Here is a 21,143-nt window from a genome sequence, read left to right on the forward strand (position 1 = left end):
TGCGCACCGAGGCCGGGACCAGTTCGGTCAGGGCCACCACCATGGCGCCGTTATAGCTGCCGTAGAGGAAGGAGAGCCACAGCAGCACGATCAGCATGTGGCCCAGGGAGACGTGGCCGACGAGCCAGGCCAGGGCCGGATAGGCGGTGAGCAGGGTGAGGCCCGAGAATACGATCAGCAGCGGCTTGCGGCCGATCCGGTCGGACAGGGCGCCCATCACCGGCAGCCAGATCAGGTTCGACAGGGCAGTGCAGAAGGTCACGAGCAGGCTGTCGGTGTCGGACAGCTTGAGCACCGCCTTGCCGAAGGTCGGGGTGTAGACGGTGATCGTGTAGAACGAGACCGTGGTCATCGCCACGAGCAGCATGCCGAGGCCGACGATGGCCCAGTTGCGGCCGAGGGAGGCGAAGATCTCGCGGGTGCCGGGCCGGACCTTGCGATGCAGGAATTCCTGCGTCTCCTCCAGCGAGCGGCGGATGTAGAACAGGAACGGCACGATGGCGCAGCCGATGAGGAACGGGACGCGCCAGCCCCAATTGTCCATCTGACCCGGCGTCAGGGTGTGGTTCAGCCCGTAGCCGATCAGCGCCGCCGCCATCACGGCGACCTGCTGGCTGCCGGATTGCCAGGAGACGAAGAAGCCCTTGCGGCCCGGCGTCGCCATCTCGGCGAGATAGACCGAGACGCCGCCGAGTTCGACGCCCGCCGAGAAGCCCTGGAGCAGGCGGCCCACCAGCACGAGGAGCGGCGCGGCGACACCGATCGTCCCGTAGCCCGGCACGAAGGCGATCAGGAGCGTCCCCGCCGCCATGATCCCCAGGGTGACGATGAGGCCCTTCCGTCGCCCGATCCGGTCGACATAGGCGCCGAGCAGGATCGCCCCGAGCGGCCGCATCAGGAAGCCCGCGCCGAAGGTGGCGAAGGTGAGCATGAGCGAGGCGTAACCGTCATCCGACGGGAAGAACGCCTTCGAGATGGAGGGGGCGTAGAAGCCGAACAGGAAGAAGTCGAACATCTCCAGGAAGTTGCCGCTGGTGACGCGCAGGATCGTCGCGATCTTGGAGCGCGCGCGCGGCTCGTCCGGGAGAGATGTCATCGAAGGCTGTCCGTCTGTCCGGGGCGACCTGATACGCCATCCGGGCGAGCGGGCAATGCCCCGGCCGAGCTTGAACCGGCCCCCCGCGCGTATTTCCGCCGAGGCCGGCGCGCGGCCCCGCGGGACGGGGCGGGCATCTGCGGATTTGGCGGGCTTCAGGCCCGCTCGTAGATTCCTGTCAGAAGGCCCTTGGCGATGATGGTGCCGTCGAGGGCGTCGAGGAATGCGCCGCGCCCCGGCGAGGCGGGCAGGTCCAGGGGCCGGGCCAGGGCGAAGGCCTGGAACAGGTAATGGTGGGGGCCGTGCCCGGTCGGCGGATCCGGCGGGAGCCACCCATCCTTCAGGAACGAGTTGCGGCCGAGATCGTGCCGGGAGCCCTCGCCCGCCGGGCTCGCGAAATCGCCCTCGGCGAAGGCTCGGTCGCCCGGTCGCAGGTTCCAGGCGATCAGGTGGACGAGGGGGTGAGGGGAGGGCGCGTCGGGATCCTCGACGAGCAGCACGAGCGCCGCCGTCTCCTCCGGCAGGCCGGCGACGGCGAGCGGTGGCGACAGGCCCTCGCCGTCGGCGGTGAAGCGGGCCGGGATCGCCGCGCCGTCGGCGAAGGCGTCGCTGGTGACGCGGAGCACCGCCGGCGCCCGCGCCGCGACCGTGTGGAAGGCGGCCTTCTCCGCGCCGGCCCTGATGCCGGACAGGGCCTCGCCCACGGCGTGGGGCAGTTTTTCGAGCATCGCTGCGGTCTCCGCTTCCTGGGGAGACCCGTCAACGGATGCCGGTCCGGTTCGTTCAGGTCGCGGAAGCGGGGCGGTGCGCGGTGACCATGTAATTCACCCCCGTGTCGCGGCTCGCCCGCCAGGAATCGCCGAGCGGATTGTAGACCACGCCGGTCGTGTCGGTGACGGTGAGCCCGCCCGCCGCGATGTCGGCGGCCAATTCCCGCGGGGTCACGAACTTCTCCCAATCGTGCGTGCCGCGCGGCAGCCAGCGCAGCACGTATTCGGCGCCGACGATGGCGAGCGCGAAGGAGCGCATCGTCCGGTTGATGGTCGCGGCGAACAGGAGTCCGCCGGGCTTCACGGTCCGGCAGGCCGCCCGCAGGAAGCCGGCGCGGTCGGCCACATGCTCGACCACCTCCATGGCGAGCACCACGTCGAATCGTTCGCCTCGTGCCGCCACCGCCTCGATGGTCTCGTCGCGGTAATCGATGGCGAGCCCCTCCGCCTCCGCATGGGCGCGGGCGGCCACGACATTGCCGGGGGCGGGGTCGAGCCCCGTCACCGAGGCTCCGAGACGGGCCAGGGGTTCGGACAGCACGCCACCGCCGCAGCCGATATCGATGACGCTCAAGCCCTCCAGCGGGAACGGCGCGGCCGGGTCGCGGCCGAAGACCCGGCAGGCCTCGTCGCGGATATAGCCGACCCGGACCGGGTTGAACTTGTGCAGAACCGCCATCGGCCCGCGCTCGTCCCACCAGCGCGCGGCCAGCGCATCGAAGCGCGCCACTTCGTCCCGGTCGATCGAGGCGCTCGTCATCCGGTTCTCTTTCGTATCGTTTCAACCTGCCGCCCGTCCGATTGACACGGCCGGGGGGCCCTTGTACCCGCCGGGCGCATCCCCGGTACAGCCGCGCCGTGTTGTTTTCCTGCCGGCGCCGTGGAGACATGAAGAGCAGACCGGACGCGACATGCCCCGTTTGGTGATGAAATTCGGCGGCACCTCCGTCGCCACCGTCGACCGCATCCGCAACGTGGCGCGCCATGTCGCCCGCGAGGTCGCGGCCGGCTACGAGGTAGCGGTCGTGGTCTCGGCGATGTCCGGCAAGACCAACGAGCTGGTCGCCTGGGTCAAGGATGCCGACCCGCTCTACGCCGCGGCGGAATACGACACCGTCGTGGCCTCCGGCGAGCAGGTCACCTCGGGCCTCCTGGCCATCGCCCTCAACAAGGACGGCATCAAGGCCCGCTCCTGGCAGGGTTGGCAGATCCCGATCCACACCTCCGACGCGCACGGCTCGGCCCGGATCGAGGGCATCGACCCGACGAATCTCGACGAGAGCTTCAAGCGCGGCGAGGTGGCGGTGATCTCCGGTTTCCAGGGGGTGAATGCTGAGACCGGCCGGATCGCGACCCTCGGGCGCGGCGGCTCGGACACCTCGGCTGTGGCGATCGCCGCCGCCATCGGCGCGGAGCGCTGCGACATCTACACCGACGTGGACGGGGTCTACACCACCGATCCCCGCGTGGTGCCCAAGGCCCAGCGCATGGAGCGCGTGACCTTCGAGGAGATGCTGGAGATGGCCTCCCTCGGCGCCAAGGTGCTCCAGGTGCGCTCCGTCGAGCTCGCCATGGTGCACCGGGTGCCGACCACGGTGCGCTCCTCCTTCGATCCCCCCGATGCCGCGCGGCCGGGCACCCTCATCTGCGACGAGGACCAAATCGTGGAACAGCAGATCATCACCGGCATCGCCTTCTCGAAGGACGAGGCCCAGATCACGCTGCGCGCCGTGAAGGACAGCCCCGGCATCGCCGCGGCGATCTTCGGCCCGCTGGCGGATGCCAACATCAACGTCGACATGATCATCCAGACCGTGTCCGGCGACCAATCGACCACGGACATGACCTTCACCGTGCCGGCGGCGGATTACGAGCGCTCCCGCGCCATCCTCGACGCCCAGCGCGACACGATCCAGTTCGGCCAGATCGAGGGCGCCACCGACGTGGTCAAGGTCTCGGCCATCGGGGTCGGCATGCGCTCGCATGCGGGCGTTGCAGCCAAGGCCTTCCGGGCGCTGGCGCAGAAGGGTATCAACATCCGGGCCATCACCACCTCCGAGATCAAGTTCTCGGTGCTCATCGACGCGGCCTACACGGAGCTTGCCGTTCGCACGCTCCACTCGCTATACGGCCTCGACCAGGCCTGACCGTTCTCGTCGGCGTCGGACCCTGACCTACAGGCCAGGGTTGCGCCGGCCGACCCGGATTGACGACACGATGCCCGCTGCGCCCGGAGGCCCGCGCCTGCTGCTGCGCCGGCTCCGCGAAGCCATGGCGGAGCCGGTCAGTCCGCAGCAGCGTCTCGACCGGATCGTCGTCCTCATCGCGGCGAACGTGATCGCCGAGGTGTGCTCGGTCTATGTCGTGCGCGACGACAACACCCTCGAACTGTTCGCCACCGAGGGTCTCAACAGGGCAGCGGTGCACCTGACCCGCCTGCGCGCCGACGAAGGCCTCGTCGGCCTGATCGCCAAGACCGCCGAGCCGCTGGCGCTCTCCGACGCCCAGTCGCACCCCGCCTTCTCCTATCGGCCCGAGACGGGCGAGGAGATCTACCACGCCTTCCTCGGCGTGCCGCTGCTGCGGGCCGGCAACACGCTCGGCGTGCTGGTCGTGCAGAACAAGACCTACCGGGTCTATTCCGAGGAGGAGATCGAGGCGCTCCAGACCACGGCGATGGTGCTGGCGGAGCTGATCGCCTCGGGCGAGTTGCAGGCGCTGGCGCCCGGAGCCGGCTCGGCCGCGCGCCGTCCGGTGAGCCAGCGCGGCGTGGCTCTGGCCGACGGGATCGGCCTCGGCCATGTCGTGCTGCACGAGCCGCGCATCGTCGTGAAGACGCTGATCGCCGAGAATGTCGACCGCGAGGTCGAGCGGCTGGAATCGGCGATCGAGGATGTGCGCTCGGCCATCGACGAACTGGTGGAGCGGGGCGACGGGATCGGCTCGGGCGAGTCCCGCGAGATTCTCGAAACCGTGCGCATGTTCGCCCACGACAAGGGCTGGCTGCGCCGGATGCGCGAGGCGGTCCAATCGGGCCTCACCGCCGAGGCCGCGGTCGAGCGGGTGCAGTCGGACAACCGCGCCCGGATGCTGCGCCAGAGCGACCCTTACCTGCGCGACCGGCTGCACGATCTCGACGACCTCGCCAACCGCCTGCTGCGCCGCCTCGTCGGCCAGGAAGGGCAGGGCGGTGACGGCCTGCCGGAGAACGCGATCCTGGTCGCCCGCTCGATGGGACCGGCGGCGCTCCTCGACTACGACCGGGCGCGCCTGCGCGGCGTGGTGCTGGAGGAGGGCGGGCCGACCAGCCACATCGCCATCGTCGCCCGGGCGCTCGGCATCCCGGCGGTGGGCGAGATCGCCAACGCCACCGGCCTGTGCGATTCGGGCGACGCGATCATCGTCGACGGCCTCTCCGGCGAGGTGCAGATCCGGCCGACGCCGGAGGTCGAGGCCTCCTATGCCGAGATGGTGCGGCTGCGCGCCCGGCGGCAGGAGCAGTACCGCGCCCTGCGCGAGGTGCCCGCCGTCACCAAGGACGGCGTGAAGATCGGCCTGCATCTCAATGCGGGCCTGCTCGTCGATTTGACGCACCTGAACGAGACGGGGGCGGAGGGGGTCGGTCTGTTCCGCACCGAGCTGCAATTCATGATCGCCGAGCGGATGCCCTCGGCGGCCGAGCAGCAGACGCTCTACGAGGCGGTGTTCGCCGCGACCGGAGAGCTGCCGGTCACGATCCGCACCCTCGATATCGGCGGCGACAAGATCCTCCCCTACATGCCCGCCCTGGAGGAGGAGAACCCGGCGCTGGGCTGGCGGGCGATCCGCATCGGCCTCGACCGGCCGGCGCTGCTGCGGGTTCAACTGCGCGCGCTGCTCAAGGCGGCGGCCGGGCGCCCGATCAAGATCATGTTCCCGATGGTCGCCACCGTCGAGGAATTCGTGCGCGCCCGCGACATCGTCGAGCGCGAGAAGGCGCATCTGCGCCGCCACGGATATCTTCTGCCGAGTGATTGCCGGCTCGGCGCTATGGTCGAGGTGCCTTCGCTGCTGTTCCAGATCGACGAGATCGCCCGCGAGGCGGATTTCCTCTCGGTCGGCTCCAACGACCTGATGCAATTCCTGTTCGCGGTCGACCGGGAGAATCGGCGGGTCGCCAACCGCTTCGATCCCCTGTGCGGAGCGGCGATGCGCGCCTTCCGCCTGATCGCCGAGCGGTCGGCCGCGCAAGGCTGCCCGGCCACGGTCTGCGGCGAGATCGGCGGGCGCCCCCTGGAGGCCTTGGCCCTGATCGGCCTCGGCTTCCGGGATTTCTCGATGTCGCCGGCCTCGATCGGACCGGTCAAGGCGATGGTGCTCTCCGCCCATGCCGGGGAGGTCGCGGCGCTGATCGAGTCCGAGCTGAGCCGGGTCGCCGACGGCGCTTCGATCCGGCCCGCACTCGCCGCCTACGCCAAGAGCCACGGCGTGCCTATCTGACAGGCCGCCCCGGCCTCGGCCGGATTGTCCGAACCCAACCCGTCACTTCGTCAGATCCGTTGCGAGTACCCTCAGGGCGATGACCCCCATTCCCTCCGATCGCCTCGACGCCATCCTGGCCCGGCACGAGATCGTCACGGCGCAGCTCGCCGACGGCTCCGCCGAGGCCGAGAGCATCGTGCAGCTCTCCCGCGAATTGTCGGAACTCGACGGGGTCGTGGCCGCGATTCACGCTTACCGGGCGGCGGAGGCCAATCTCGCCGGCATCCGGGCGCTGATCGACGAGCCGGGGGGCGATCCCGAGATGCGGGCGCTGGCGGCCGAGGAGAAGCCCGACGCCGAAGAGGCGCTGGAGCAGGCCCACCGCGCGCTGCAACTGATGTTGCTGCCCAAGGATGCGGCCGACGAGAAGAGCGCCATCCTCGAAATCCGCGCCGGCACCGGCGGCGACGAGGCGGCCCTGTTCGCGGGCGACCTGTTCCGCATGTACGCGAAATACGCCGAGTCGAAGGGCTGGCGGGTCGAGGTGATCTCGGAGAGCGAGGGCACCGTCGGCGGCTATCGCGAGGTCGTGGCCGAGGTGAAGGGCCGCAGCGTGTTCTCGCGGCTCAAGTTCGAGAGCGGCGCGCACCGGGTCCAGCGCGTGCCCGACACCGAGACCCAGGGGCGCATCCACACCTCCGCCGCCACGGTGGCGGTGTTGCCGGAGGCCGAGGAGGTCGATGTCGTCATCAACGAGGCCGACCTGAAGATCGACACCATGCGGGCCCAGGGGGCCGGCGGCCAGCACGTCAACAAGACGGAATCGGCGATTCGCATCACGCATCTCCCGACCGGCGTGGTGGTGTTCGTTCAGGAGGAGCGCTCCCAGCACAAGAACCGCGCCCGGGCGATGGCTCTGCTGCGGGCGCGGCTGTTCGATGCCGAGCGCAGCGCCAAGGATTCGGCCCGCGCCGCCGACCGCAAGGCGCAGGTCGGTTCCGGCGACCGCTCGGAGCGCATCCGCACCTACAATTTCCCGCAAGGCCGCGTCACCGACCACCGCATCAACCTGACCCTGTACAAGCTGGAAGAGGTCATGGCCGGTCCGGCCCTCGACGAGGTGATCGATGCGCTGGTGACCGAGCATCAGGCGGAGCTGCTCGCCGCCGAGGGGATGGCGTGAGGGAGCGGCGGGCGGCGCAGTTTCGGCCCGGCCTGTCTTCGATTCACGGCCTCATTTCGAGGTGCCGCGGCAGCGGCCTCGGAGAATCATTCGAGGCCGCCGCCTTGCGCCGGCGCCTCAGGATGAGGGCGTGGGCTGGATCGTCCGGCGATCCTGAGACGGCGGCCGAGGCTTGGGCGCAGCGATGATTTCCGGCCTCACCCCCACCCTCTCCCGCGAGGCCGCCCTGCGGCTCCTCGTGCGGATGCTGGAACAGGCCGGACTCCCGAATGCCCGCGCGGATGCCCGCTTCCTCGCCCTGCACGCCCTCGCACTCACTCCCCTCGACCTCACCTTGCGCGGCCGCGAGCCCATCGGCGAGGCCGGTGCGCACCGTCTCGGACGGGCGGCGGAGCGGCGCCTCGCGGGGGAGCCCGTGGCGCGGATCCTCGGCGCCTGGGAGTTCTGGGGGCTGCCCTTCAGCCTCGGCCCCGAGACACTGGTGCCGCGGCCCGACACCGAGAGCGTGGTCGAAACGGCCCTCCGCCTGTTTCCGGAGCGGGATCGGCCGCTGCGTCTGGTCGATCTCGGCACCGGCTCCGGCTGCATCCTGGTGGCGCTGCTGCATGAGCGGCTCCGGGCCTTCGGCCTCGGCCTCGACCGGGCGGAGGGGGCTTTGCGGGTGGCGCGGGCGAATGCCGAGCGGAACGGCGTCGGGGCTCGGGCGGCCTTCCTGCGTGGCTCCTGGCTCGACGCGCTGGTCGGGCCCTTCGACCTGATCGTCTCGAACCCGCCCTATATCGCGGCCCCCGTGATCGCGACGCTCGACACCGAGGTGCGCGAGCACGATCCGATGGCGGCCCTCGACGGCGGCCCGGACGGGCTCGACGCCTACCGGGCGATCCTGCTCGGTATTGCCCGGCGGCCGGACCTGCTGTCCCCCGGCGGCGCCCTCGTGCTGGAGATCGGTTACGACCAAGCCGCAGCCCTGACGGCGCTCGCCGGCGCGATGGGATTCGCGGAGGTGAGCATCGGCCGGGATCTCGCCGGCAACGACCGGGTGGTCACGCTTCGGCCATCCTTGCAGGGCAGGTGAGGGCCCGAAGGGGCGCGATGCGCCGGCAAGCCCGGACAAATCCGGCATAAACCGCCTCCGATACGAAAAAACGCTTGTTGTCGAGGGCGTCAGTCACTAGCTTAGACATGCAGACCGCCAACGGCCCGTTGAGCGTCTCTCACAAAACTCCTGCTGCGCCGGTTTGGCCAAAGGGAGCTCCCGAGCTTCGGGGATTTTGTGGGGCACTCTTTAAGACGGTATCGGCAGGATCGGTTTTGACCGTGTCCTCCGGCTTCGGACGGTCTTCCCACCATCGAGCGGACGCGCCCGGCAGTCGCGGCCAGGCTCGGTGGGATCGAACCTGACAGTCGAGGGATGTCTCGCGGCGCGCCAGAACCGAGCGCAGCCACCGGACGAACGGCAAGCATCGTGGGATGGGCGCGGTCGCGCCGAGACGCCTGGGTGCCCGGACTTTGGGGCGCCGGGACGTTTGGGCACGCAAGGCCCGGCCCGCGCCACCCGTGAGCAAAGCTCCGGCGCTGACAGTCACGCTGAGCGACAGGTAACGAGGGTCAATCGAGGCCGATGAGACCAAACCAGAATCGACGGATGCGGGGTCGCAATCGGCCCAAGGGTCCGAATCCGCTGACACGTTCCTACGAGTCGAACGGTCCAGACGTCAAAATCCGCGGCACCGCCCAGCACATCGCCGACAAGTACGCGCAGCTTGCGCGGGACGCCCTGGCGAGCGGCGATCCGATCGCGGCTGAGAACTACTTCCAGCACGGCGAGCACTACTTCCGGATCATCACCAGCGCCCAGGAGCCGGGCCGTCCGCAGGTCACCCAGGGCTATGCCCGGAACGGCTTCGACGAGGATGAGGACGGCGACGACGAGGGCGTCCAGGGCCAGGGCGCCGGCAACGAAGGCGGCCGCCAGGGCTACGGCTACGGTGGCGAGGAGTACGACCCGGCCCAGCAGCCGCAGCCGTTCGAGCGCCACGACTTCGACAACCGCCAGCAGCGCAACGACCGCAACGACCGGAACCAGCGCTTCCAGGGACGCGACCGCAACGATCGCGGCAACGACCGGGGCCAGCGCTTCGAGGGCAACCGGCAGGACTATAACCGCAACGAGCCGCGGCAGGATTACCGCCAGGACCGTCCCGACCGTCAGGACCGCCAAGAGCGCCAAGAGCGCTCCGACCAGCGCTCCGACCGGCAGGATTATCCGCGCCAAGACTACCGGCAGGACCGGGGTCGTCAGGATTACCGGCAGGATTTTGGCCAGCAGCCGCAGGAAGGCCGGCAGGAGAACCGCCGCGAGCAGTCCCGCGAAGCGTCCCGCTTCGACGGCGGCCGTGGCGAGCAGCCCGAGGCGCCCCGCCAGGAGATGCGCCAAGAGCCCCGTCAGGAATCGCGCCAGGAGCCTCGCCAGGAGGCCCGTTCCGAGGCCGTGCGGCCCGACAGCCCGGCGCCCCGGCGCGGGCGTGGGCGCGGACGCAACGCCGAAGTGGCGGAGGCGGCCGACCCGTCGGCGCTGCCCGCCTTCCTGATGACGGCGACCCGCAATCCCACGCCGCCGCCCGCCCCGGCCGAAGCCGAGGCTCCGGCGCCCCGGCCCGCACCGGAGCCGCGCGAGGCGGCCCCCGCGAGCGAGGCCCCGTCGGCCCTGGGCGGTGAAGAGGGCCCCGTGGCCAAGCCGCGCCGCCGCCGGACCCGCTACAAGGGAGCCGAAGGCGAGGCGGCCCCGGCCGAGCCGGCGGATACGCCGAACGCCGCCGAGTAGGATGTGAGACATGGCCCGAGGGACCCCCCCTCGGGCCGTTTTCGTTTTCGGGGCCGCCGCCCGGACGCGCGGTCAGCGCATGTAGTTGACGAGGCTCATCTCGGAGAGGATCGAGGTGACCTTGTAGCTCGCCTGGAGCTGCGTCTGCAGACTGAGGAGCTTGGCCGCGACCTCCTCCGTCGACACCGTGTCGACGCCGTCGAGGGACGATTCCAGTGTCGTCTTGGTGGCGTTGGCGACGGATTTGGCGTTGGCCATGCTGCTGGCCGCCAGACCGAAATCGGTGCCGAGCTCCTCCAGGCTCTGCTGGCCGTCGCCGGCGGTGAGCAGGCTGCCAGCCCGGTTGGAAAGGGCCCTGAAACGCTCCGTATCCACCGTCTCACCCGTGGTGGTGAAGCTCTCGGCGGCCATCGCCGCGATGCCGGCCATCGAGCGTCGGATGGCTTCCTCGTTGGCCTGGGCGCCGATCTCCACCGTCCGGCTCGTGCCGACCTGCACCGCCGCGGTCCCGCGCGGATCGGCGGAGGTGTCGCCCTGATACCAGATCACGGTCTTGTTGCTGGCCGTCTCGGCATAGCCGTTCCCGTCTGCCGCGACCCGGCGCGGGCTGAGGCCCGCCGCCGGAGAGCCCTCGAAGAAGTTCAGCGAGGCCCGGGCCGTCGAACTCGCCGAGAGGTCGGTGTTCGCGGCTTGGCCGAGGGCGTTCGACAGGCTGCGCGAGAGGTTCGCCGTCGTCTGCTCCGGCGTCGCGCCGATGGTGAAGGTCGTCGCCGAGGTGGGATCGGCCGAGGCGGCGGCGGTCAGGGTGATGCTCCGGGTGGTGCCGTCATGCATGCCGAGCTTGAGGGTGACCGTATCCCCCACGCTGGGATTGGCGGTGAGCGAGAGCTTCGCCTTGGCTTCCTGGCCCCCGCTGAACGCCGCCGCCACACCCGGCGGGTTGGCGCTCTGAACGCTGGCGATGTCGGCTCCGCCGAGCGCCGCCTTCAGGTTCGCGGCGGTTTCCTCCTTGGTCGCGCCGATGGCGAAGGTACCCGCCGCGCTCGCCGCCTCCTTGGCGCGGGCCGTCAGGTCGAGGGTCTTCTGGCTGCCATCGGCCAGTTGCACCACGACCCGCACCTGGGCGCCGTCGGCGGGCTGCTGCGTGAAGCTCAAGGCCACGGTCGCTTTCGTTCCGGCCGTCACGGTGGCGCTGAGGGCACCGCTGCCGCTGCTGGCCGCGGACAGGAGCGAGAAGCCGAAATTGGCCCGCGCCTCGGCGCTGGCATCCTCGGACAGGTCGATCGTCGTGCCGCTGGCGGTCTGGGTCAGTCGTCCGTTGCCGGATCCGAGATCGGCCTTCTTCTGCTCGGCGATCAGCGCCTTGAGCCCGTCGAGGCCGGCCGCCGGATCGCCGTTCAGGATGGCCTGTTGCGAGAGGACCGGCGCGGTGTCGGTCGCGCGTCCCGAGAACACGTAGACGCCCCCGGCCTGCTGGTTCAGGGCATCGATGGCCGCCGAGAGGTTGCTGGAGGCGAGCTGGACGGTGGTCGCGGGCAGCGTCTCGTTGCGCGAGGCGATGATGCCGGTGAGGTTCGAGCGGGTGCTGTCGGAGAGCGACTTGAGCTGGGTCAGGCTGGCGCTGGTGAGCTTCACCCGGGTCTCGGCCGAACTGATCGCCGCGAGATAGCCCTCCTGGGCGCTGATGGTCGCGTGCGCGCTGAGGCTCGTCGTGCGCGCCGCGCCGAGCCCGCCATAGGTCTCGGCGGTGCGCCCGGTGGCGAGTTGCTGAGCCAACCCGTCGAGTTGGTTCTTCATCCCGACGAGGCTCGCCGATTGGCGGTCGAAGCGGTAGGTTCCGGCGGCGAAGGCGGTGATGGTCATCGTCAGATCCGCAGCGAAGGCATCGTCCCGCGAGGTGGCGACCACCTGTCGGGACAATGTGTTAGATTCTGAGCAAGGTATCGATCATGTCGCGGGCGGCGGTGAGCACGCGGGCATTGGCGGTATAGGCCTGCTGCAGCGCGATCAGGTTCGACATCTCGTCGTCGATATTGACGCCCGAGGCCGAGGCGAAGCGGCCCTGCGCCGTCGACAGGGCGATGCTCTGACCCTCGTTGAGATCTTGAGCCGCCGAGGCCGCCGCGCCCTGCACGGAGATCACCCCCTGCACGAAATCGGCCACGCTCGACTTGGTCGGGGCGCTGATGCCGCCGATGCCGCTGGCGGAGGAGAAGGTGCGCTGCGTGCTCGTCAACGCAGTGTAGAGCGCCTGCGGCCGGGTCGCGTCGCCGCTGCCGCTGGCCGCGCCGACGATGCTGACGAGGCTCGCCGAATTGCCGACGATCGCCGGGTTGACCGTGATGCGCTGCGCGAAGCCGGTCAGCTGCGAGCCGTGGTCGAAGGAGCCGGTATAGAGCGCGGCGCTCTGGCCGTCGACGAAGAGGGGGATCTGCGTGGCGCTGCCCTTGGTGTCGCTCGACGAGGTGACCTGCGTGACGCTGGCGCTCGCCGCGCGCAGGGCCGCGCCGCCGGTCGAGAGGATGCGGACGGCACCCGCCTCGCCCCCCGGGACGCTCGAGACCTGATAACCCGCCCCCAGGGCCGCCGAGATCGCGCTGCGGATCGTGGCCGGATCCCGGCTCGCGCCCGGCGGGGGAATGGTGAAGGGGATCACCGTGGCGTTGGCGTCGTCGGTGCCGCTGGCCGGGACGGCCGAGGGGGGCGACTGATACGACGGCATCAGGATCAGGTTGCGCTGGGTGCCGCTCGCGTCCTGCACCGTCAAGGTGATCGCGTTGCCCGCCGAGAGGCCGGTCAGATCGATGTCGAAGCCCGCCTTGATGCCGTCGCTGGCGGCGGTGCCGGTGGCGAGGCGATCCGACATCGCCCGCGACAGGCCCGCCGCGAGGTCGTCGAGCTGGCGCTGGGCCTGGGGCAGCGTGGTATCGCGCAGCTCGATTGCCGCCGTGATCGAGCCCGAGCGGATGGCGCCCGAGGCGAGCAGATCGATCTTGCCGCCGCCGGGCGTCGTCGCGACGATGGTGCCGACGCCGCTGCGGGAGGGGTCGGCATCGTAGAGGGCGTTGGCGGAGAGCGTGCCGCGGGCATCGAAGCTGAGCGTGGCGGCGTTGGCGCGGTCGAGCAGGGTGACCCCGGAGCCGGTCAGCACGCTGACGCTGCCGTCGCTCTGGGTGACGGCGTTGATGTCGATCAGGCCCGACAGGCTGTTGAGGGCCTGATCGCGCTGATCCTCGAGGTCGGGGCGGCTCGGATCGTCGGCGGTCGCGGCGATGATGCGGGTATTGAGCTTGGCGAGCTGCGCCAGCAGGCCGCTCGCGGTCGTCGTATCGGTGGAAAGCTGCGTTTCGAGCCCGGAGCGCAGGGCCTGCACGCCGTTGGCGGCACTGCCGATGCGGGTGGCGAGGTCGTTGGCCGCGCTGAGCACCGTGGACCGGGCGGCGGTCGAGGTGGGGTTGGCCGCCAGCGTCTGAAGCGAGAGCGTGAAGGCGTTGAAGACGCCGTCCAGGGCCGAGGCGTCGCCGGGCTTCCCGTAGAGCGCGTCGAGTTGGGTGTGGATGCCGGATTTCAGCGCGGTGTAGGCCGCCCCCGAATTCTCGGAGCGCAGCTGCTTGAGGGCGGCGGTATCGAGCGCCCGGGCGATCGTGCCGGTGGCGACGCCGGCATTGCCCGTGCCCGAGGTGACGGGCGAGAGCGTGCGCCGGACATAGCCCGCCGTGCCGACATTGGCGATGTTCTGCGACACGACCCCGATCTGGGCCTGCGTCACCCGCAGGCCGGCCGTGGCCGTACTGAACGCGTCGAGGGCCAAGGCGCCTCTCCTCCTTCAGGGCGTCGTCAACGGATGACGTTCAGCAGGTCCGAGATCATCGTCTGCGCCGTCGACATCACGCGGGTGTTGGCGGAATAAGCCTGTTGGGTAACGATCATCTTTGAAAATTCCGCCGCAATGTCGGTATTCGATTGCTCGACATTCGCGCCCACCACGGTCGTGTCCTTGAGCCCGCTGATCGCTTCGCCCGAGGCGACGGTCTGCTGGTAATTGCCGAGCGAGTCGGCCTTCAGCCCGTCGGGATTGACGAACTGCGCCACCTCGACCCGGGCCAGCCCGATCAGCGAGCCGTTGGAATATTTGCCGGTGATGACGCCGTTCTCGCCGACATCGACGGAATTCAGTGTGCCCGAGGCGTAGCCGTTCTGCTTGAGGTCGTTGGTCGTCACCGTGCCGGTGGCGGAGGCGTATTGGGTGAGGCCGCCGCCGAGATCGAGGTTGATCTGGCCGACATTGATGCCGTCCACCGTCATGTTGCGGACCGGGACCGTGCTGGAGGCCGGCGAGGTCATCTGGCCGCTGGCGCTGAAGGTGAAGGCCTGTCCCACATTGGACCAGCTGGTGAGATTGCCCGAGACGCTGGCCTTGTCGGCGTAGAACAGATTCCAGGTGTCGCTGGTGCCCGCCGCCGTGTCGGCGGCGGCCACCTTGGCCCAGCGGGTCTGCACGCTCACGGGAGCGCCGGAGGAGGTGTAGATCGTCAGAGCCGGCCCCGCGACGCTGCTGTCGATCAGGGTCTGGGCATTGGTCTGTGAGACGCTGCCGGTGCCCGTCCCCGAGGTCACCCGCGCATCCGTGCCGTCGCTGAAGGCCGAGAGCAGCCCCTTGGTCGTGGCGACGTTGGCGGTGGCGGGGGATTTCGGCAGGTTGGCCGAGTAGGTGATCGTCGTCGTCGCCTTGGCCGGGATGATCGCGTTGGAGATCTTGATCGGCCCGGTGCCGACGGTCTGGCCGGTGACCGGGTCGAGGCTGGCGCCGATGAGGTAGGAGCCGGCCCCGTTGACGAGATAGCCGTCCTTGTCCGGGGAAAAGTCGCCGCGGCGGGTATAGAGATTGCTCCCGGAGAAGCTCTCGCTGCCGGCGGCGTCGGTGGTCTTCTTGCGCACGACGAAGAAGCCCTGGCCGTCGAGCGCCATGTTGGTGGACACGCCGGTCGAGACCGTGTTGCCCTGGACCGAGTTGGTCATCTCCGAATAGGCGGCCACCGAGCCGGAGGATTGCTGCCGGGCGTCGCGGTCGGGGATCATGTCGACGAAGCCCGTATCGACGCGCTTGAAGCCGGTCGTCTGCGAGTTCGCGATGTTGCCGGAGATGTTGTTCAGCGAGAAGGATTGCGCCTTCAGGCCCGAGACCGCGGTCTGAAGCGCGGAAAAGACGTCCATGGCGTTCGCTCGCTCCACAGGGCCGCCCGAAGCGGTGAGTGGCACCCGGCGGCGCAACCCCCATGCCAAGCCTAAAGCGTTGAAAACATTGCGACGAGCCCGGCACCACCCGGCAGATTCGGCTGGGCAGGCGAGGAACGCGCGGCAGATTCTGCCGGTCTCCAGCCCTTCGATCGACGGTTCCGGGGCGGCGGATCCGGGCCTCGGCCCGATCCGGCTTCAGGGAAGGTCGGGCCTTCCCGCGCCGCGCGGGCTTGCTGATCTCATGCCCGGTCCGATCGGCCGAAACGAGATCAGCCGCGTTTACGGCCCGTTATCGTCAAGGCCGTTAGACTGCCCGCCGAGCCTTCGCGTCGGACGAGATTCATGAAGAGCAAGAGGACGAGCCTCGTCCACCTGATCTACTTCTCCCGCTTGACCCTTTCCAACGATCCGGCCCTGCGGGCCAAGCAGATCGGTGACATCACGCGTCATGCTCAGAAGAAGAACGAGTTCGCCGTGATCACGAGTTTCCTGATCGTCGATCAGAATTTCGCGATTCAGGTGATCGAGGGTGAGCGCCAGTCGGTCAACGAGACCTTCCAGCGAATCGCCGCCGATTCCCGCCATCGCGATGTCCAGATCGTCGAGTGGCGCGAGATCGCCAAGCGGGAATTCGTGAGTTCGTTCACGACCGTGAGCCGCAACACCGCCAACGAGCCGCACTTCGCGAAGTCCGGCCTGTTGCCGATGCTGCAGCGGGGCACGCCCAAGGGGAGCGTGATCCACGGCCTCGCCGTCACCCTTCAGGAAGAATCGATGGCCAAGCAGGGCATCGATCACCTCTTCGTTTGACCCGGGACGGGGCTTCCGGCCCCTTCCTCAGATCCCCGTTGAGACGCCACATCGGACGCCATGAGCGACACACTTCCCATCCTCATCGTCGATGATCAGCCCAAGCTCCTCCGGCTCATCATCGAACTGATGACCCGGCTCGGCTTTCCCGAGGTCGAGGGCGTGGAGAACGGCGCCGAGGCTCTGGAGCGCCTGCGGGAGCGCCGCTACGCCCTGGTCATTTCCGATCTCGCCATGGAGCCGATGGACGGGCTTCAGCTGCTGCGGGAGATCCGGGCCGACGACAGCTTGATGAACACGCCGTTCATCCTCACCGAGACCTCGTTCGACTTCGAGGACATCAATCTCGCCCATGTCGCCGGTGCGGATGCCTTCATCCTCAAGCCGTTCGACATCAACCTGCTGAAGACGAAGCTGAAGCAGGTGCTCAACCGCAAGCCGCGACGGCGCGAGGCTCCGCTGCCCCCCGAATCGACGCTCAGTCAGGAATTTCCGCTGCTCGGCAAGTTCTGACATCCCTCCGCTTGATCCGTTCAGGCGAATCCTCATTCCGGAGACCGGGCGGATCGGTCTCAACGGTTCCAAAGCATCGTTCCTGTTCCGGTGGTCGCAAAATCGGTGTCGCGACACACGATGCGGGTGAAATTGAGTTGTGCCCTATACAGTGATGGTTGCCTACATAAGCTATTCTTAACCGGATTAAGGTTTTCTCCGGCGGTCGATGGACTGAGATCGGATCGTGATGAGGGCGCAGGCCGAACATTCCGGAAATGTAGGCCGGCAGCCGAGGTCACGTCGCGACGAGATCGTTCCCGGTGCCATGGGTGACCGGCTTCGAAAGACCGGCCGGAAACTCTGTCTCATCGTTGCCGGTTTCGCCGCCGCCGCGTTGGCGGCGTCTTTCTGCACCGTGCCGCTTCTGCGCATCGCCCTGGTCGCGGTGGCTGCCGCCGTGACCTTGCTCCTCGTGATGGTGACCACCCTGCGGCTCAGCCGCAGCTTGGCCCGAACGGCTGAGGCGGCCGCGGGAATCGCCGGGCGCATCGCGACGGACCCTGTTGCGGCTGGCCTGGAAGACGGACGGACCGGTGTCGCCGAATTCGATGCCGTGCTCGCCCGAACCCTCTCCCTGCGCCGTGCGAACGATGCCCTCCGCGAAGGGGAGGCCGCCGCCCGTCTGGCGCCGGTCACCCGCATCGCCGAGGCGATCGCCGGCGGCAGCGTCGCCGCCGTGCTCACAGACCCCTGCGGCCGGATCGCCCTGACCACCGCACCCGCGGCCGCCCTCCCACGGCTCGCGACCGAAGCCGAAGAGGTGGCGCTGTTGGACGGGCGTCGCTTCCTGGCGAACCGTCAGGGCTTAAGGGATGGCGGTACGCTGACGCTCCTGACCGACATCACCGCCCTGAAACGCCGGGAGCGGGGATTGGCCGAGCGGGTCTCCCGGCTATACGCCGCCCTCGACACCCTGTCGCTGGGCTTCCTGCTCTACGATGCCGAGGACCGGCTGCTGGTGGTCAACCGGCGCTACCATGAGATCTACCGGCTGCCCCCGGGGGCCGTGACCCCCGGCCTCTCGGCGTGGGAGGTGCTGCGCATCAACATCCTGGCCGGCAACCACCCGGATCTCAGCGAGGCCGAACTGCTGGCCGGGATCGATGAGATGAAGGGGCCGGACGCCGTGCCCTCGCAGATCCAGCGACTCGCCGATGGGCGCATCGTCGCGGTGGAGTGGCAACCGATCTCCGGCGGCGGCTTCGTGGCGATCTACGAGGATGTGACCGAGCGCTGGAACGCCGAGACCCGCATCGCCTACATGGCCCGGCACGACACCGTGACCGATCTGCCCAACCGCCTGCTCCTGCGCGAGCGGATCGAGGGGGCGATCACCCTGGCCCGGCGCGAAACCGGTTTCGCGGTGCTCTGCCTCGATCTCGATAACTTCAAACAGGTGAACGACACCCTCGGCCACGGGGTCGGCGACGAGTTGCTGCGGGCGGTGGCCCATCGCATCAGGGCCTGCCTGCGGGAGGTCGACACCGTGGCCCGGCTCGGCGGCGACGAGTTCGCGATCATCCAGGCGGCGGTCGAGAGGCCGGAGGATGCGGCGACCCTCGCGCGGCGGATCCTCGACGTGATCAGCGCGCCCTATGCCTTGGCCCATCACTCCGTCACCGTCGGCGTCAGCATCGGCATCGCCCTCGGACCCAGGGACGGGCTCGAAGCCGACCGGCTGATGCAATGCGCCGATGTCGCGCTCTATCGCGCCAAGGGCGACGGGCGCGGCGTGTTCCGCTTCTTCGAAGCGGAGATGGATGCGCGCCTTCAGGCGAGACGATTCCTGGAACTCGACCTGCGCGCCGCCTTCGAGGCCCGGGCCTTCGAGCTGTATTACCAGCCGATCTACGACCTCGCTCAGGAGCGCATCTGCGGCTTCGAAGCCCTTTTGCGCTGGACGCATCCGACCCGTGGCCGGGTCTCCCCCGCCGAGTTCGTGCCGCTGGCGGAGGAGATCGGCCTGATCGTGCCGCTCGGCGAATGGGTGCTGCGGCAGGCCTGCCGCGAGGCGGCGGGCTGGCCGGACGAACTGAAGGTGGCGGTGAACGTCTCTGCGGCACAATTCACCTCCGCCGGGCTGATCGGAACGGTCCGCTCGGCTCTGGCGGAGAGCGGGCTGCCCGCCCGCCGCCTCGAACTGGAGATCACGGAAAGCGTGCTGCTCGTGAACGGCAGTGCCACGGTCGCCATCCTGCATGGGCTGCGGGCCCTCGGGGCCCGCATCTCCATGGACGATTTCGGCACCGGCTACTCGTCCCTGAGCTATCTGCGCAGCTTCCCCTTCGACAAGATGAAGGTTGATCAGTCCTTCATCCGCGATCTCACGGTGGAGCAGGGCTCCGGCTTCATCGTGCGGGCGGTGATCAGCCTCGCCTCCAGCCTCGGCATGACGACGACGGCGGAGGGGGTCGAGACCGAGGAGCAGCTCGCCCGCCTGCGCGAGGAGGGCTGCGACGAGGTCCAGGGCTACCTGTTCAGCCCGCCGGTGCCGGCGAATGCCCTGCCGCCCCTGCTCGAAACCTGGAACGGCCTCGCCAGCCGCGCCGCCTGACGTTTCGGGTTTCGACCGGGCGGACGGCCGTCGGGATCAGGCGGCTTCCGATGCCGGCGGACGCTCCCGCGACACCCGGGCGACCGCCTCCCGCAGGGTGGCGAGTCCCGCCTCCGGCGCCATTCCGGCGGTGGCGAGATGCCGTCGATAGGCCCGTGCCCCCGGCCGGCCGTTGAACAGGCCGAGCATGTGCCTCGTATAGGCGTGCAGCCGCAGGCCGCGGGCGAGCCCCTCGGCGAGGGTCGGTTCCAGGGCCTCGATCGCCGCGAAGGCATCGGCCACCGGCGGCGGTTCGCCGAACAGTTCCGGATCGACGGCGAGCAGCAGCGCCGGGTCGGTATAGGCCGCCCGGCCCATCATCACGCCGTCCACCTCGGCGAGCCGGGCTTTGGCGGCGGAAAGGTCGGCGATCCCGCCATTGATCGCGATCGGCAGGTTGGGATGTGCGGCCTTGAGCCGGGCGACGCGCCCGTAATCGAGCGGGGGCACGTCCCGGTTCTCCCGCGGCGACAGGCCCTTGAGCCAAGCCTTGCGCGCATGCACGATGAGCCCGTCGGCCCCGGCGGCGATGGAAGCGGTGGCCACCGCATCCAGGGCTTCCTCGATATCCTGATCATCGACGCCGAGGCGGCATTTCACGGTGACCGGCACCGACACGGCGGCCTTCATCGCCGCCACGCAGGCGCCGACGAGGTCGGGCTCGCGCATCAGGCAGGCGCCGAAGCGGCCCTCCTGAACCCGATCCGAGGGGCAGCCGACATTGAGATTGATCTCAGCATAACCGAAATCGGCCGCGATCCGCGCCGCTGCGGCAAGATCCTCCGGGCTCGAACCGCCGAGCTGCACCGCCACCGGCTGCTCGGCCGCATCGAAGCCGAGCAGCCGTTCCCGGTCCCCGTGCAGCACGGCGCCCGTCGTCACCATTTCGGTATAGAGCCGGGTCCGGCGTGACAGGGTGCGGTGGAAGGCGCGGCATTGCCGATCCGTCCAATCCATCATGGGCGCGATGCTGAAGCGCCAGCCGCTCAACGTACTGAATCGTTCAGCCTGCACAACCGCTCCGTTCATGGTCCTTACTGGCTCGGCGGACTGCATCAGGTAAGGTCCGCTGATACGGGTCGCTGTATCACGAAGTTCCCCGAACCGTGAACTCTCCAGGCCAGCAGCCAGTATTCCCAAGCGAAAATCGGCGACGAAACATCAGAACCGTTCGATATTCGGATCCATCATCGTATTTTATAATAAAACATGGGGCTTTATCATAATTATATCGGCTTTGCTTGTTGCATTTTCATGAATATCTGTCGGAAAACTCTCGATCCGGTTAGGATTTTTCTGTCCTGAATATTGGCGGATCAATTGCTGTATGTATTAATCCGCCAATGCTTTGATATAATGAGCGCTATATATATACCTCAATCTTATCGAGGTGGAGATAATTTTCATCGTCCAAATCGATCTTGATATAGCGTATATGCGAATTCTTTAGATCGATAGTTAGTGGGTATCCGTCAACACCTCCAAAGGGCCGATCTTCTGCTCGAGTATATAGCTCCATCCAATCGTTATCATCGATGGAGCCGAATAGCCTGAGCTTGCGGCTTCTCATGGCCGTGGCGGGATCATCGACTCTGTTCTCTAATGAGTCAATG

At 68.6% G+C, this 21,143-nt stretch carries 15 protein-coding genes and 1 pseudogene; 8 read left to right on the forward strand and 8 right to left on the reverse strand.

Annotated features, from left to right (window positions below; translation table 11 throughout):
- The 3 genes from tcuC to ubiG form a co-directional block, all read right to left on the reverse strand.
- On the reverse strand, nt 1-1,096 hold a 1,096-nt coding region (gene tcuC / locus MZTS_RS00600; RefSeq protein WP_192280369.1), incomplete at its 3' end, for an MFS transporter.
- 155 nt (nt 1,097-1,251) lie between these two features.
- The gene (locus MZTS_RS00605; RefSeq protein WP_192280372.1) at nt 1,252-1,824 is read right to left on the reverse strand and encodes a YbhB/YbcL family Raf kinase inhibitor-like protein; all 573 of its coding nucleotides are present in this window, start codon (nt 1,822-1,824) and stop codon (nt 1,252-1,254) included.
- A 55-nt stretch (nt 1,825-1,879) separates the two neighbouring features.
- Entirely contained in the window at nt 1,880-2,626 is a 747-nt protein-coding gene (gene ubiG, locus MZTS_RS00610) for a bifunctional 2-polyprenyl-6-hydroxyphenol methylase/3-demethylubiquinol 3-O-methyltransferase UbiG (protein WP_192280375.1), read from the reverse strand.
- Between the two features lie 151 nt (nt 2,627-2,777).
- On the opposite strand from ubiG, the gene MZTS_RS00615 reads away from it, so the two are divergent.
- The 5 genes from MZTS_RS00615 to MZTS_RS00635 all read left to right on the forward strand — a co-directional run bounded on the left by MZTS_RS00615 (nt 2,778) and on the right by MZTS_RS00635 (nt 10,334).
- Nucleotides 2,778-4,013, forward strand: coding sequence for an aspartate kinase (locus tag MZTS_RS00615; RefSeq protein WP_192280378.1), 1,236 nt, complete (start codon nt 2,778-2,780; stop codon nt 4,011-4,013).
- A gap of 70 nt (nt 4,014-4,083) precedes the next feature.
- Nucleotides 4,084-6,345, forward strand: a complete 2,262-nt coding sequence (gene ptsP, locus MZTS_RS00620; protein WP_192280382.1) for a phosphoenolpyruvate--protein phosphotransferase — start codon at nt 4,084-4,086, stop codon at nt 6,343-6,345.
- A 79-nt stretch (nt 6,346-6,424) separates the two neighbouring features.
- The gene (prfA, locus tag MZTS_RS00625; protein ID WP_009866923.1) at nt 6,425-7,510 is read left to right on the forward strand and encodes a peptide chain release factor 1; all 1,086 of its coding nucleotides are present in this window, start codon (nt 6,425-6,427) and stop codon (nt 7,508-7,510) included.
- Between the two features lie 184 nt (nt 7,511-7,694).
- On the forward strand, nt 7,695-8,585 hold the full coding sequence (prmC, locus tag MZTS_RS00630; RefSeq protein WP_192280385.1) for a peptide chain release factor N(5)-glutamine methyltransferase: 891 nt from the start codon (nt 7,695-7,697) through the stop codon (nt 8,583-8,585).
- A gap of 570 nt (nt 8,586-9,155) precedes the next feature.
- Nucleotides 9,156-10,334: a DUF4167 domain-containing protein gene (locus MZTS_RS00635; RefSeq protein ID WP_192280388.1), complete on the forward strand. Its 1,179-nt coding sequence runs from the start codon at nt 9,156-9,158 to the stop codon at nt 10,332-10,334.
- A 72-nt stretch (nt 10,335-10,406) separates the two neighbouring features.
- Here the strand turns inward: MZTS_RS00635 and MZTS_RS00640 are convergent, their stop codons facing one another.
- Genes MZTS_RS00640 through MZTS_RS00650 form a run of 3 tightly spaced genes read right to left on the reverse strand, consistent with a single transcriptional unit; the run spans nt 10,407 to nt 15,548 of the window.
- Entirely contained in the window at nt 10,407-12,254 is a 1,848-nt protein-coding gene (locus MZTS_RS00640; RefSeq protein ID WP_246481927.1) for a flagellin, read from the reverse strand.
- 4 nt (nt 12,255-12,258) lie between these two features.
- A complete protein-coding gene (gene flgK / locus MZTS_RS00645) occupies nt 12,259-14,145 on the reverse strand; it encodes a flagellar hook-associated protein FlgK (RefSeq protein WP_192280391.1) in 1,887 nt (628 codons plus the stop codon).
- A 26-nt stretch (nt 14,146-14,171) separates the two neighbouring features.
- Complete coding sequence (locus tag MZTS_RS00650) at nt 14,172-15,548, reverse strand: flagellar hook protein FlgE (protein ID WP_192280394.1); 1,377 nt, start codon at nt 15,546-15,548, stop codon at nt 14,172-14,174.
- Nucleotides 15,549-15,914: 366 nt separating this feature from the next.
- On the opposite strand from MZTS_RS00650, the gene MZTS_RS00655 reads away from it, so the two are divergent.
- The 3 genes from MZTS_RS00655 to MZTS_RS00665 all read left to right on the forward strand — a co-directional run bounded on the left by MZTS_RS00655 (nt 15,915) and on the right by MZTS_RS00665 (nt 19,491).
- Nucleotides 15,915-16,382, forward strand: coding sequence for a BLUF domain-containing protein (locus tag MZTS_RS00655; protein WP_192280396.1), 468 nt, complete (start codon nt 15,915-15,917; stop codon nt 16,380-16,382).
- 60 nt (nt 16,383-16,442) lie between these two features.
- Nucleotides 16,443-16,895 (forward strand): response regulator, encoded by a 453-nt coding sequence (locus MZTS_RS00660; RefSeq protein WP_192280399.1) that lies wholly within the window; start codon nt 16,443-16,445, stop codon nt 16,893-16,895.
- 307 nt (nt 16,896-17,202) lie between these two features.
- The gene (locus MZTS_RS00665; protein WP_246481928.1) at nt 17,203-19,491 is read left to right on the forward strand and encodes a putative bifunctional diguanylate cyclase/phosphodiesterase; all 2,289 of its coding nucleotides are present in this window, start codon (nt 17,203-17,205) and stop codon (nt 19,489-19,491) included.
- Between the two features lie 36 nt (nt 19,492-19,527).
- Here MZTS_RS00665 and dusA read toward each other — a convergent pair whose 3' ends face one another.
- Both dusA and MZTS_RS24935 read right to left on the reverse strand, forming a co-directional pair.
- A complete protein-coding gene (dusA, locus tag MZTS_RS00670; RefSeq protein WP_192280402.1) occupies nt 19,528-20,559 on the reverse strand; it encodes a tRNA dihydrouridine(20/20a) synthase DusA in 1,032 nt (343 codons plus the stop codon).
- A 334-nt stretch (nt 20,560-20,893) separates the two neighbouring features.
- A pseudogene (locus tag MZTS_RS24935) lies at nt 20,894-21,143 on the reverse strand (hypothetical protein); the annotation flags it as partial.

The organism is Methylorubrum zatmanii, assembly GCF_014845115.1.
In the GTDB taxonomy this organism is placed as follows: Bacteria; Pseudomonadota; Alphaproteobacteria; order Rhizobiales; family Beijerinckiaceae; genus Methylobacterium; species Methylobacterium zatmanii.